The sequence below is a fragment of the Bacteroides mediterraneensis genome (assembly GCF_025993685.1).
Taxonomy (GTDB): domain Bacteria; phylum Bacteroidota; class Bacteroidia; order Bacteroidales; family Bacteroidaceae; genus Phocaeicola; species Phocaeicola mediterraneensis_A.
Window position 1 is genome coordinate 2,342,485 of record NZ_DAJPEN010000001.1, and the last position, 14,109, is coordinate 2,356,593.

The 14,109-nt window shown below is 45.9% G+C and carries 12 protein-coding genes; 5 read left to right on the forward strand and 7 right to left on the reverse strand.

Annotated elements, in window-relative coordinates:
- Positions 1-2: 2 nt before the first annotated feature.
- The 5 genes from OIM59_RS10050 to nusB all read right to left on the reverse strand — a co-directional run bounded on the left by OIM59_RS10050 (position 3) and on the right by nusB (position 3,411).
- The gene (locus OIM59_RS10050; RefSeq protein ID WP_072542994.1) at positions 3-416 is read right to left on the reverse strand and encodes a DUF5606 domain-containing protein; all 414 of its coding nucleotides are present in this window, start codon (positions 414-416) and stop codon (positions 3-5) included.
- Between the two features lie 69 nt (positions 417-485).
- Positions 486-1,091, reverse strand: coding sequence for a dephospho-CoA kinase (gene coaE / locus OIM59_RS10055; RefSeq protein WP_299172248.1), 606 nt, complete (start codon positions 1,089-1,091; stop codon positions 486-488).
- Complete coding sequence (locus tag OIM59_RS10060) at positions 1,088-2,122, reverse strand: YbbR-like domain-containing protein (RefSeq protein ID WP_299172251.1); 1,035 nt, start codon at positions 2,120-2,122, stop codon at positions 1,088-1,090. Before OIM59_RS10060 ends, coaE begins: the two co-directional genes overlap by 4 nt.
- A gap of 12 nt (positions 2,123-2,134) precedes the next feature.
- Positions 2,135-2,443: a preprotein translocase subunit YajC gene (yajC, locus tag OIM59_RS10065; RefSeq protein WP_022352977.1), complete on the reverse strand. Its 309-nt coding sequence runs from the start codon at positions 2,441-2,443 to the stop codon at positions 2,135-2,137.
- Positions 2,444-2,484: 41 nt separating this feature from the next.
- The gene (nusB, locus tag OIM59_RS10070; protein WP_299172256.1) at positions 2,485-3,411 is read right to left on the reverse strand and encodes a transcription antitermination factor NusB; all 927 of its coding nucleotides are present in this window, start codon (positions 3,409-3,411) and stop codon (positions 2,485-2,487) included.
- A gap of 181 nt (positions 3,412-3,592) precedes the next feature.
- Between nusB and OIM59_RS10075 the strand changes: the two genes are divergently transcribed.
- From OIM59_RS10075 to OIM59_RS10090, 4 genes are all read left to right on the forward strand, one after another.
- Positions 3,593-3,967, forward strand: a complete 375-nt coding sequence (locus tag OIM59_RS10075; protein ID WP_299172259.1) for a PUR family DNA/RNA-binding protein — start codon at positions 3,593-3,595, stop codon at positions 3,965-3,967.
- A 188-nt stretch (positions 3,968-4,155) separates the two neighbouring features.
- On the forward strand, positions 4,156-4,752 hold the full coding sequence (locus OIM59_RS10080) for a 50S ribosomal protein L25/general stress protein Ctc (protein WP_072542999.1): 597 nt from the start codon (positions 4,156-4,158) through the stop codon (positions 4,750-4,752).
- Between the two features lie 32 nt (positions 4,753-4,784).
- The gene (pth, locus tag OIM59_RS10085) at positions 4,785-5,348 is read left to right on the forward strand and encodes an aminoacyl-tRNA hydrolase (RefSeq protein ID WP_299172262.1); all 564 of its coding nucleotides are present in this window, start codon (positions 4,785-4,787) and stop codon (positions 5,346-5,348) included.
- Between the two features lie 4 nt (positions 5,349-5,352).
- A complete protein-coding gene (locus tag OIM59_RS10090; protein ID WP_148329633.1) occupies positions 5,353-5,784 on the forward strand; it encodes an RNA-binding S4 domain-containing protein in 432 nt (143 codons plus the stop codon).
- An 82-nt stretch (positions 5,785-5,866) separates the two neighbouring features.
- Here OIM59_RS10090 and OIM59_RS10095 read toward each other — a convergent pair whose 3' ends face one another.
- Positions 5,867-8,149: a cation:proton antiporter gene (locus OIM59_RS10095; protein ID WP_299172268.1), complete on the reverse strand. Its 2,283-nt coding sequence runs from the start codon at positions 8,147-8,149 to the stop codon at positions 5,867-5,869.
- Between the two features lie 140 nt (positions 8,150-8,289).
- On the opposite strand from OIM59_RS10095, the gene OIM59_RS10100 reads away from it, so the two are divergent.
- The gene (locus OIM59_RS10100; protein WP_299172271.1) at positions 8,290-10,869 is read left to right on the forward strand and encodes a heavy metal translocating P-type ATPase; all 2,580 of its coding nucleotides are present in this window, start codon (positions 8,290-8,292) and stop codon (positions 10,867-10,869) included.
- Between the two features lie 350 nt (positions 10,870-11,219).
- Here OIM59_RS10100 and OIM59_RS10105 read toward each other — a convergent pair whose 3' ends face one another.
- Positions 11,220-14,105 (reverse strand): GIY-YIG nuclease family protein, encoded by a 2,886-nt coding sequence (locus tag OIM59_RS10105; RefSeq protein WP_299172274.1) that lies wholly within the window; start codon positions 14,103-14,105, stop codon positions 11,220-11,222.
- Between the last annotated feature and the right edge of the window lie 4 nt (positions 14,106-14,109).

Here is a 14,109-nt window from a genome sequence, read left to right on the forward strand (position 1 = left end):
GTTTATTCGGCCGCTTTTTCTGTTTCTACAAAATCTGTTTCTCCGTTTGAAACCAGCAGATTATACCACTGAATCAATTTCTTGATGTCGCTGGTATGTACACGGTCACGGTCGTAGTTCGGCAACACTTCTGCCATAAACGCATGCAACTCTTCTGCAGAAGCTTTCTTGTAGTCCAACGCAGTCACGTTACCGTTTTCTTTTTTCTTGACAGATTCCAGCACTTCACTCAGAGGTACTTCCTCCGCATCTGTGTACATGGCGATATCGCCCAATGAAATCACTTTATCGCTGGCATAAACTGGAACTCTTTTCTTTTCTGCACTGACAGTTTCCACAATCAGCATATTCTTTGCCTGAGAAATCAGTTTGTACAAACCAGGTTTTCCAGAAATAGCTAAAATAGTCTTCAACATAGTCTTTTCTCTATAATTAAAATTTGATTACGAGTGACAAAAATACAACGGACGAACGACATACACAAACTATCTGCCCGTTTTTCTACTGACAAGCCATGCTTCCAATGCAGCAATTTGCATCTCCAACGACATTTTTTCATCATTAAAGAGAACATAGTCGGCTCTTCTTCTCTTTTCCTCGTCGTCCATCTGCGCGGCAATGCGTGCTTTTATCTGCTCTTCGGATGCTGAATCGCGAAGCATGGCCCGCTTTATACGCAAATCCAAAGGAGCATATACCATCACCACAAAATCTACTGCTTTTTGGAAACCCGACTCAAACAAAATGGCACATTCCATCGCTACGACCTCTGCCCCACTGGCAGCCTGACGGTCCGCCCACGCAAGGAAGTCCTTGTACACACATGGATGAATAATTTGGTTGATATGTGCGGCATGCTCCGAAGAAGAGAACAAGTAATTAGCTACCAAAGGCTTGTTCAAGGTTCCATCCGCTCGATAAACCTCCGTGCCCAGCAAAGCCGAAAGCTCCTTCCGTATCTGAGGATGCGTCATAGTCAGCCGTTTGGCCTCCCGGTCAGTATCATACAACGGAATCCCTTTCTGTTCCAACAGATGAGATATGTATGATTTTCCGCTACCAATTCCTCCTGTAATTCCAATCTTAATCATTTTTCTGCTTTTCCTTTCATCTCAGGTTCTACCGTCTCCTGCTCTATCAGATAGTCTACTGATGACGGATTGATTCGAATATGCGTGGCTACCCCCGGATACCTTTTCAAAGTAAGAGTCAGTTTTTCTGATTTATTGCCTATTACGTCCGCATAAGATACTCCGACCAGAAAATCACGTGCTTTCACCGACTTAAAATTCTTCAAACCGACCTGAAAAGTGACTTGTACTTTTGACGGAAAGGTACGCAACACTTTCCCTTTCGGGAAACCAATGCCTACTACCGGAACCTCAAGGGTCTTCTCCGAATACATATCCACACATGCTATCACATCGACTGAAGAAGGTACAAACTTCACGCCATGCAATTTCTGTAAATTAAGGTGCTTCCGCAAGGTGTCTGTCACGTTCGTCCAATGAAAAGGCTGTGTATAAGCCGTCAGTACTGCATTCAATACACCTTGGGGGGCGTAAACCACTACCGAATCGGGAATCACACGAATCTCCGATACATAGTATTGTCTGCCGGCCGACACCTCCCCACCGATTGCCACCGGAACTTTTTTAGCTATTCCTTTTGAATAAATATAATCCAACGTATCCGGACGGACTGAAAGAAGCTGAGTGGAATTATTCAATTGGGCACTGATTTTCTTCAGAACTTCTTCCTGCGGAATTCGCACATAAGGCCCCTTTTCCTGATAATCCTCAAAATTAAATGTCAGCGGAAAGAACGTTCTTCCTAGCATATAATTCAGCAGAACCGTACCTCTGTCTTCCACTCTCACCCGAATCTCGTTAGGCAATTCAGAGGTCATTACCACCTCTTTGGGCACGTTTTTCAAACGAACGGGTATCTTAAATTCTGTCTGATAAATGTCGTTCATGGTTTGCAGAAACCAGAAACACAAGGACACGAAGACAAAAAACAGAAAAATCAGAAACTCCCTGCTCTTGGTACTGAGCAAGAAGTTCCTGATTTGTCGTACGAATATCAAGTAATATCTCTTTATGTTCTTTCTATCGAACATATCCATTGACAATTATTTCGCAGGCTGTGCCTGTGCGTCTGCATAAATAGAGTTCTTATCGACTTTGATTTTTACACCAGCAGCTATTTCAACTACAACTGTATTATCCTCTACTTCCTTGATTTTTCCATAAATTCCACCTGCAGTAACCACAGACTGACCCACTTCCAAGTTTTTGCGGAACTTAGCGATTTCTTTCTGCTTCTTGTTCTGGGGACGAATCATAAAGAAGTACATAATGGCAAAGATAGCCACCATCATAATAAGGAAAGAGTAATCCGCTCCTCCCTGAGCCTGTAAAACAACAGCTAACAAATTCATACGTTTTCTCGGTTTAGATTAATAATAGCCTGACAAATATATTAGTTTTTAGTCAGCTTATTTTCCTTTTTTAATTGATTAACAATCCCATCCAATGTACCATTGATGAATCCACCACTCTTTGGAGTGCTATACAGCTTGGCGATTTCCACATATTCATTCAAAGACACATTTACCGGAATATTCGGGAAGCTCAAAATCTCAGCCAAGGCAATCTGCATAATAACCACATCCATCACTGCCACACGGTCCAAATCCCAGTTCTTTGAGTTTTCACTAATCAGGTGACGGTAATAGTCGGCGTTCAAGATGGCACGACGGAACAAACGGCGGGCAAAATCCTGATCTTCCTCGTCCTTGAATTCCGGAAGAAGCTCTTGCTTTTCCCCATTCTCTGGATTGAAACGCTTGATGGTTTTCAAGACGAATGTATCGACGATTTCCTTATCATCGTTCCAATACAGACTTTGGTCTTCCAACACTTCGTCGAGCGCTGCATTATTAAAGATAATTTTCTTGTAAAGTTTTCTCCAAAGCTCGCGATCTTCATCATAAGAAGAAGTCTCGCTGGCCATATATTCCTTATATATATCGCTCTGCATGATCTGTTCACACAGATTTTTAATAAAATCACCTTCATTTTCCCAAGTCTTCTTCTGAGACGCAGAAAAAGCATTCAGCTGCTTATTGACTTCCAGCTGCGCAATGAAACGATTTTCCACAAACTTCATGTTGGGAGATAAATCTTCTTTGGTAGGAACTAACTTGTTTTTTGCTGCATCCAGCCGCTTGCTGGCATACTTCGTTACCTCTACCATTAAAAGCAAAAGATAGTTGTATAAATCATACGCTTTGGACAGGCTGAAGAACAACTCCTTTTCTGCAGTATCCAAATTTTTACCACCGTTCTGATAATACGCATAGATTATCTGAACTATCTTCAGACGGATAAGAACTCTGTTGATCATAATATATAAACAAAACTACATTTTTAGGTGTGCAAAAATAAGCAAATTTCTTTTATCCCCCACCATGACGCACCATATTTTTTCTTTTTTTCAGAGATTCGACATTTTTTCTCCGTTCTCTCTTGCCACATTGCAAAAAAATATTCAAATTTGAGCGCATTTTTATTAGTAACAGTGAGTTATGGAAGAACTGAAGAAGAAAAGTACAACTATTGAAAACGACAAAGAAATCGTATTCTCCAAAGCCATCAAAGCAGGAAAGCGTATTTACTACCTGGATGTAAAGAAAAACAGAAAAGAGGAAATGTTCATTGCGATTACAGAAAGCAAGAAAGTGGTTTCGCTTGACAAAGACGACCCTCAGGTGAATTTTGAAAAGCACAAAATATTCTTATATAAAGAAGATTTTGAAAAGTTCATGCACGGTCTGCAGCAAGCTATCGACTTTATTGGACATGAACAAGGCGAGCTGACCGCTGAAGGCCATGCAGAAACGCCAAAAACTGAAGAGGAGCCACAGCAATCGGGAGAAATCAAAATCGACATTGACTTCTAAAAAAGGTTCAGCGAATCAATTTACAGCTGAATCACAGGATTTTATTGAGGGGAATTTTGGAATATCAAAAAAAATACATACCTTTGCGCCGCTTTTTCAAGCTCATCGTGTGATATACCACATCGTGTGATGGCGAATTAAGCAAAGAAAATCAACTTAATTTAGAGTAACACAAAATTTTTTAGAAAATGAAATCAATTGAAATCAAAGGTTCTTTGAGAACTGAAACTGGTAAGAAAGCCACTCGTGAACTTCGTAAAGAAAATGGTGTTCCTTGCGTATTGTACGGAATCCAGAAAGATGAAAACGGCAACCAAGTTGCTACTCACTTTACTGTTCCGACAGAAGGCTTGCGTAATTTGGTATACACACCGCATATCTATGTAGTAGACTTGAACATCGATGGTAAGGTTGTAAATGCCATCATGAAAGATATCCAGTTCCACCCTGTAACAGACAAGATTCTGCACGTAGACTTCTATCAGATTGATGAAAACAAACCTATCGTAATGGAAGTTCCTGTAAAACTGGAAGGTTTGGCAGAAGGTGTGAAAGCCGGCGGTAAATTGGCTCTGCAGATTCGTAAATTGAAAGTGAAAGCTTTGTACAACATCATCCCGGAACGTCTGGTTATCGACGTAACTCCGCTGGGATTGGGTAAGACTGTCAAAGTAGGTGAATTGAACTACGAAGGTCTGGAATTGCTGAACGCAAAAGAAGCTGTAGTTTGCGCAGTTAAATTGACTCGTGCCGCTCGTGGTGCTCAGGCTGCTGCTGGTAAATAATTCAGTAACCTACACACTCAAAAATCCTTTCAATGAAATACTTGATTGTTGGACTGGGGAATATCGGTGAAGAATACCGTGAAACCCGTCATAATATAGGATTTATGGTATTGGACGCCTTAGTTAAGGCGTCCAATATTGTTTTTAGCGATGGACGTTATGGAGCAACTGCACACCTGTCGTTAAAAGGACAACAGTTAATCCTGCTCAAACCGTCCACCTATATGAACCTCAGTGGAAACGCTGTACGCTACTGGATGCAACAGGAGAAAATTCCTCTGGAAAATGTACTTATCGTAGTGGATGACCTGGCCCTTCCCTTCGGTACGTTGCGACTAAAAGGAAAAGGAAGTGACGCCGGGCACAACGGTCTGAAACACATCGCCGCTACCTTAGGGACTCAAAACTATGCCCGCCTTCGCTTTGGCATTGGCAACGATTTTCCAAGAGGAGGACAAATCGATTTCGTATTAGGACACTTCGACGAGGAAGCCATGAAACTGATGCCGGAACGCCTGGAAGTGGCGCAGGAAATCATCAAAAGTTTCTGCCTGGCCGGACTGAACAATACCATGAACCAGTATAACAACAAATAAGCACATGCCAGAAGCAAGAATAGATAAATGGATGTGGGCCGCACGTATCTTCAAGACAAGAACAATTGCGGCCGAAGCCTGCAAAAAAGGAAGAATCTCCATCAACGGCGCGCAGGCCAAACCTGCCCGGACGGTCAAACCGGGGGATGTGGTACAGGTCAGAAAACCACCCGTTACCTATTCCTTCAAGGTGTTGCAGGCCATCGAAAAACGGGTGGGCGCCAAACTGGTTCCTGATGTGATGGAAAACGTCACAACACCCGACCAATATGAACTGTTGGAGATGAGCAAAATCAGCGGCTTCGTAGACCGCGCAAGAGGTACCGGACGTCCCACCAAAAAGGAACGAAGGGATTTGGACGAGTTCTTCACACCGGAATACATGGATGATTTTGACTTCGACTTCGACGAGGAAGAAGACAGTGAAGAAGAATAACGCAAAGAAAAGCCATTCAGAAAAGCATCGGGCTTCGTAAGATATTCCAATCTTGCAAAGCTCGATTCTTTTTATTCCCTATTCATTCCGCCATCTCAGGCTCAGGAACTTCCGATACCGCAAACAAAGTCTTCAGGTCTTCTTCTTCCCCTACGACCCATACCACATCGCCCTTCTGCAAGGTGAAGGAAACTTCCGGCTGCCGGAGCTTGCTGTCATCTGCCGATTCGATTCCCACTACCAGACAATGGTATTTATTACGAATACCGCTTTCCCGGATGGTACGTCCGCAGAACGGCGATTTACGCGATACCACAAACTGCTTCAGGTACATCTCATGTTCCTCGAAATCCTCATCCGTATGTCCTTTTGCTACCTTTTCCAGTTGGGAAGAAAAGGCGGACAACTGCTCATCGGTACCGATTACCTGCAATTTGTCGTTGGGGAAAATGCGATTTCCTCCGCCTGGAATATTAATCCGATGCGCTCCCCGAATGATAGAAGCCACATGCACACCATATTTCTTTCCAAAGTCCAGTTCCATCAAGGTCTTCCCTCCCCAAAGCGAGTCGGCCGGGATGACAAAATCCGACAAGTGCAAGTCTCTGTCGAGCAAGCGCCCGGCATATTCCGGCTGGCTTTCTCCCAAATACGCCTTACGCATCTCTTTCGAACGTAAGTTCTGCACAAACGTACGTTCCAGCCCGATGGACTGCTTTTTCAGGAAACGGGAAGCAATCATGAGCAATACAACCAGAATGGCGATACCTGCCATCAGTGCTACGGAAGCCTGGAACAGATGTTTGATGATGTAAATCACAAACAACACGGCCAACACAATACGCAGCAACACGATGGATATCAAGGGAGCATGATTGAAACGGCTGTCCGCCCATAACGCTTTAAACTCGATGGAATGGTTTTTCTTCATAATCATGGCCCGCAGGAAAGGCGCAATCAAGGCAATCGTCACCACAGCTCCTGCCACCTTTCCCCAGAAATCCCCCGCAGCAGATACCAGCAGCGGAAGGAACAGATTGAAAGAGAGTACCACCATCGCTACGGAAAGCACCAGGTAAATCAGGGTGATACGCACGATGGATATCAGGAGCTTCTTCCAGTTATTCTGATGATTCACCGGTTGCACACCAGCCGTGTAGCGTTCCAGCAAATGCCGCCAGAACACCGGCAAATGACGGTCTATGAAAGTATAGGCAGGCCCCGACAGACGAATCATGTACGGAGTAAGGAAGGTCGTAATGACGGATACCGCCACCACAATCGGATACAGGAAATGACTCGTGACGTGCAGGCTGACACCCAATGCGGCAATGATGAATGCAAATTCACCAATCTGCGTCAGACTGAATCCGCACTGCATGGCAATCTTCAACGGCTGACCGGACAGCAACACACCTCCCGTACCGAAAATGGTCTGTCCTACCAGAATGGCCACCACAATAGCGAGAATCGGCCAGATATATTCCACAATCATGTTCGGGTCGACCATCATGCCGACCGATACAAAGAAGATGGCCCCAAACAAGTCTTTCACCGGAGCCACCAGCTTGTCGATGTGTTCCGATTCAATGGTCTCGGCCAAAATAGAACCCATGATAAAGGCCCCGAAAGCAGGAGAGAATCCCACCCTTGCCGCCAGCACCACCATGCCGAAACACAAGGCCAACGACACAATCAGCAACGTTTCATCACTCATCAGCTTGCGGGACTTCTTCAGGAACAACGGGATGAGGTAAATCCCCACCACAAACCACAGAATCAGGAAGAACACCAGTTTGCCAATGCTGTAAATCATCTCACTGCCTTCAAAGTTCTTGCTCACTGCCATTGTGGACAACATCACCATCAACACGATAGCCAAAATATCTTCCAGAATCAGGATACTGAGCACCAAGCCTGCAAAACGTTGCTGCCGCAATCCCAAATCATCGAATGCCTTATAAATAATGGTCGTGGACGACATGGCCAGCATACCTCCCAAATAGATACAGTCCATCTGCTTCCAGCCGAACAGCCATCCCACAAAAATCCCGACCATAATCATACAGAAGATAATGGTACAGGCCGAAATGACCGCCGAGCCCCCCACCTTCATCAGTTTCTTAAAACTGAACTCCAGTCCTAAGGCAAAGAGCAAGAAAATCACGCCAATCTCCGACCAAGTCTGGATATTGTCGGCATCTGCCACCGAAGGAGTAAACGTGAAATGAGGACTGCACACAAAACCCGCTACGATATATCCCAATACAAGGGGCTGTTTTAATTTTTTAAAGATCAATGTGATAACTCCGGCACTAATCAATATTAATGCCAAATCACTGATAAGAGGGGCCAATTCCGACATAATAGTTGTATTTTATTTTTGCGCAAATGTAACTATTTCTACTCAAGAATCGTTCCTTCTCTTGATAAATAAATATGAAACAGAAATTTTTGAATCCGATGGGAATGTTGTAATTTTGTCCCATTCTAAATAAAGGACCAATGAATACCACTAAAACTACGCAAATATTTCCCGTATTAGAGATGAGCTGTGCCGCCTGCGCTGCACGAGTAGAAAAGACCCTGAACCGTCAGACAGGGGTGTATCATGCCAGCGTGAACTATGCGGCTGCCACCGCCACCGTGGAGTACAATCCCGAGAGCTGCTCACCGGAAGCGCTGAAGAGTGCCATCCAGGCAGCTGGTTACGACCTGGTCATCGACACCCACGCTAACAAAGAAGAAATAGCAGAAGACGCGCACATACAGAAATACCGTAAACTGAAGTTCCGCACTCTCTGTTCACTGGCCCTGTCCATTCCGGTAGCCGTCATCGGCATGTGCTTTATGGACTGGAGCTATGCCAACTATGTGATGTGGATACTTGCCACTCCCGTCGTCTTCTGGTTGGGGCGGGATTTCTATCGCAATGCCTGGAAACAGCTGAAACACCGCACGTCGAACATGGACACGCTGGTAGCCGTCAGCACGGGCATCGCATATATCTTCAGCCTCTTCAACCTGTTCTGGCCGGAATTCTGGCTGAGCCGTGGGATTCATCCCCATGTCTATTTTGAAGCCGCCAGTGTCATCATCTCGTTCATCCTGCTCGGGCGACTGCTGGAAGAGAGAGCCAAAGGCAACACCTCCGAAGCTATTAAGAAACTGATGGGCCTGCAACCGTCCACCGTTACCCTACTGAGTCCGGACGGCACCCAAAAAGAGATTCCCGTGGAACAAGTACAAGCCGGACAGCGCCTGCTGGTGAAACCCGGCGCCCGCATACCCGTAGACGGTACGGTAGATGAGGGACGTTCGTATGTAGACGAGAGCATGCTCACCGGCGAACCGCTTCCCTCGGAAAAAGTCCCCGGCGAAAAAGTCTTTGCCGGCACCATCAACCAGAAAGGAAGTTTCAGTTTTACAGCCGACAAGGTAAGCAGTGAGACCGTGCTGGCCCACATCATCCGCATGGTGCAGGAAGCGCAAGGCAGCAAGGCCCCCGTACAACAGCTGGTCGACCGCATTGCCGCCATCTTTGTTCCCACCATCCTGAGCATCGCCCTACTGGCCTTTCTGGCATGGGTGCTGCTGGATAGTCAGAACGGATTTACCCATGGACTGCTGGCCGCTGTCACCGTGACCATCATTGCCTGCCCCTGCGCGTTGGGACTGGCCACGCCGACCGCCATCATGGTGGGCATCGGGAAAGGTGCTGAAAACGGTATCCTGATCAAAGATGCCGACAGCCTGGAGACCGCCCGCAAGGTCAATGCCATCGTCCTCGACAAGACCGGTACCCTGACCGAAGGACACCCGACCGTGACCGACCTCTCCGCCGGCCTGTCGCAAGCCTCCCTGTCACGCATCCTTTTCACCCTGGAAAGTGCATCGGAACATCCGCTGGCACAGGCCATCGTACACCATCTCGCTGCGCAACCTCTCCCCATGGAAGGGTTCGAAAGCCTGACGGGACTGGGTGTCCGTGGAAAAATCAACGGTACCTATTATTATGCCGGCAACCGTCGCCTGCTGGAGCAACACGGACTTGCCATTCCCGCCTCTCTGGCCGAAGAAGCTACCCGCCTGAGCGAGGAAGCCAAGACCGTCATCTGGCTGGCCGATGAGAAGCAAGCCTTGGGAGTAGTGGCCATTGCCGACCGCATCAAGCCGACCTCCAAAGAAGCCGTCATGCAATTACAGGAAATGGGAATCTCCACCTACATGCTGACCGGCGACAATCCGGAAACTGCCCGGAAGATTGCAGAACAATGCGGCATCACCCATTTCCAGGCAGAAGTGCTTCCTCAGCAGAAAGCCCAGTTCATTCAGGAACTTCAACGCCAAGGGAAAGTAGTAGCCATGGTGGGCGACGGAATCAATGACAGTGCCGCACTGGCTCAGGCCGACCTCAGCATCGCCATGGGAAAAGGCAGTGACATTGCCATGGACGTAGCCAAAATGACGCTGATTTCCTCCGATTTAAACAAAATCACCGATGCCATCCGCCTTTCCCAAGCCACCGTACGCACCATCCGCGAAAACCTGTTCTGGGCATTCATCTACAACCTGATTGGTATCCCCGTGGCAGCAGGTATCCTGTATCCCGTCAACGGCTTCCTGTTGAACCCGATGATTGCCGGCGCGGCCATGGCCATGAGCAGTGTGAGCGTCGTAAGCAACAGTTTGCGACTGAAGCGGAAAAAATTGGCACACACCCAAGCATCGGCAGCCGTGGCGGAATCGATACAGCCCGTGGAAGAACAACCGGTGGAAACACGCCCCATAGAAGTACCACCTATCAAAGTACAACCGGAACCCGCACAGCCGACAACCGCTCCCTCTCCTGCCCCAGCCGTTTCCGGCGTACAGAAGACCTACTTGGTGGAAGGCATGATGTGCGACCACTGCCGCACCCGGGTAGAAAAAGTGCTGAATACCGTAGAAGGCGCTACCGCCCAAGTCACTTTGACTCCTCCGGAGGCTGTCATCACCTTCCAGGGAAAAGTATCATCGCTGGAAGAGTTGCAGCACCTGATTGACGAAAAAGCGGGCGACTATACGCTAAAAGAAAAGAGCTGATTGAAAGCATTTTATCTGATTCCAGTACTTCCTTGAAAGTACTGCAGTACTGCTAAGGAAGTACTACAGTACTGCCAAGGGAGTACCAGAGTACTGCAAGAGAAGTACTCAGACAGTCTAATAGGACACGTAAAGCAAACATGTGAAGGAATAACTTATAAGAATCATCGGCCATACAATAAATCTCTGTAACCTTCGACTCTGAGAATATAGTGGTAATCGCTTAAATATTAACCCAAGTTTGATAATCAAAAATTTTTTAGCTATATAATTTTACTAATCCGCTGATTATTTTATACTAATCCGAGTGTTGCAAGTTATCATGGATGAATGGAGCCTTTCAAAAAATGTTATTCTATCTCCAGAAATCCCATCAGGAAGGCGTCCGGAAAGATGAATTTCTTTTCTCCGATGATAAATCTGACATACAGATATTTCTCATTATTGTTGAATTTCACGACCTCTCCTTTGCCAAATTTCTTGTGGGTTACGATACTTCCCGTCTGTAATCTGTCAAGCAGTATTCTTACATCTGTTTCAGTTTGCCCCTGTTGAGATACGGTTTCAGATGAGACTACTGATGGCGGCTCCATCTTCATGGGGCCTGTCTGCTCGGGCTCTATGATTGTAGATGAGCTGATAATGGATGTTTTATCTTTAGAGTATGAATCATAATCTTCAGAAAGCATTGATGACTGCTGATTGTAAAACAGCTTTTCATATTGCGCTTTCCTTATAGTAGTGTCCCATCCGCCCACTTCGTCGGCAGCATGTCTGTTTATCCCCGTATATGTCAGGCTGGCATCTTCATAACGCTTGAATTTGAATATGGCATCATTCATCAGCGGAGCATTGAACACTCCGAGTGAGCATAACATATTGAAGTCCACCACACTAAGGCCGGTAACTTTTTTGAACAGTCCCGGTTCCAATTGCGTGATGACATCTTTCAGACACCTCTCGCGATAGTCCGTCAGATACATAAACACAGGAATTCGTGTAGCAAACTTGATAAGCTTTTCCTGAATCTGCTTGCGTTTACTTTTTATTTCTTTCTCCTCGTTAGAGAGTTCCTTTTTCTCTTTCTGTGATGCTTCAGTCTTCTTTTTCTTGGCATTTTTTATGGCTTCCGATTTGTTTATTATTGTAGATATGTCGCTGTTCAGATTACGGAATCCCTCGATATTCATCAATGCCTTCATGGCTTCCGGACTGTCAAGCAGACGTTTCAGCGTGTCATTATCCACATTTACAAGTAGTGCCGATTCCCATCTTTTGGCAAGCAGGGTGGCAGATGTTCCGGCAAGGGCAATGTCGAGAATGTCCTGAGCGTTCACCTCTTTCATGCTGCTGCCATCGTATGCCAGTACTGGCAAAAACTTTATAAACTCTCCAACCTTGGCTTCCGGGTTTGATTCGTTGATGTCCAGTCTGCAACTGTAGTCTGAGATTTGGCGTAAAGCCCTGTCAAGAGCAAAGTCGAAAACATAGCATTCTTTCTTCATTATGGTTTTGTCGCCAATTTCGTTTCTGACTTCCCATGGACTTTGTACTCTGAATGCTGCCTGGAAATAAGTTTCCGGACTTTTCAGATTGCGTAGCATGAATATTCCTGTCCACGGTTTTACGGTAACGCCCGTAGTCAGTTTTCCACACGTCAGGGTTATTGTCTTAGTCTTTAGAGGGTTGCCCATAGATACCTGTACCGGATATAACGCATCCAGTCCGATACCAGCCCCTGTTCCGGCGCATACAATAACATTATAGTCATGGTAGAATCTGTTTTGCCTTTGCTTCAGCAGATTTGCCATAGCGAAACATGAAGCGACATTGGGCAGGAACCAAAGAGTGTGTGACAACAAACCAAGTAATCGTGCATCGCTGAACGGCATCGGAGGACGCTTATCCTGACCGAGTTTCAGGTCGTCTATACTTGCAGGCAAATATGCTCCCCTAATCAAATCTAGCCATTTCTGCACTTCATTTTCGTATTTGAACCTGGCAGAATCCCCTTTGCCTTCGGCTGCAAAAAACAGATTCAAATCGAATTCATCGAACTCCCCCTGTCTTGCCACATCCTGTATCTGGTCCGGCATGCGGTAAGTGAGCATCACCATTCTTGGCAATGAAAGATATGGATTGTCCGCTCCCTTCCAGTTGGCTTTGGCACGCTGTTCGTCAGAATAAGTCCAGTTGAATATCTGTTCTTCTATAAACTCGCCATTGTTTATTGCCCTGAAAGGTGTACCGGAGAGAAACAGATAATATTTCGTAGATATAGGCAGCCATGTTTCGTTTATTGCATTGCTTGCCTCATCTTTCTGGTATTTTTCAGCATCGAACTCCACTGCATTTTCTTCATCCTCCTTTTCAAACAATTCCTTAGCGCGTTCCTTCCATGCCCCGAAGTGATACTCGTCGAATATCACCAAATCCCAGAGTGTGGCATGTATAAACTCGTTTTTTGTCTTTATGCCTCCGCTTTCATTGGTGCCAAGCAAGTCCTGAAAAGAACCAAACACCACTATAGGCTTCGACTTGTCTGCCCTGCTGAATTCCTGGTCAATGTTCAGATTATTATTTTTTGCATCTTTGTTGGATATGAACTGCCAACCCTCAAAGTCGATATGCGACACAAGGTCTTCGCGCCATGCAGATTCTACAGCCGGTTTGAAAGTCAGAACCAATATACGCGACAGATTCATCTTTTTTGCCAGCTGATAACTTGCAAAAGTCTTACCAAAACGCATCTTCGCATTCCACAGGAACTTGGGTATTCGGTTAGGCTCTTCCTTTACAGCCTGTTCAAAGTAAGACTTGGTCTGTTCCACGGCACGGAACTGTTCTGGACGCATACCGAAGTTTTGAGTCCTGTTCTCTACATTTTCCGAACCTGTACGCAGCGAAAGGATGGCCGCTTTCACATCCTCCATTGAGCAATCAAACCATTCGTCTGTTTTGTCAAGAGGGTTGAGGCGGTGGAAACCTTTACGTTCAAGAAGTTTGTGTACATCCTTGTCGGTGAAGCAGGAGCCGTCATTGGTCATAGCAGATTCTATCAGAACGATTTCGTATCTGATTTTGCTTGTGTGTAGTTGTTCGTCTATGCGTTCCTTTGCTGTCCGGTCTGTGTAACCTACTTTCAGATAACCTTTGTGTGAATCTACACCTAACAGTCTGTAGGCGTAGATAGTTGGTGTTACGGTAGGGCGTTGGGGGAAGTAGTTCTGTTCCATAGTG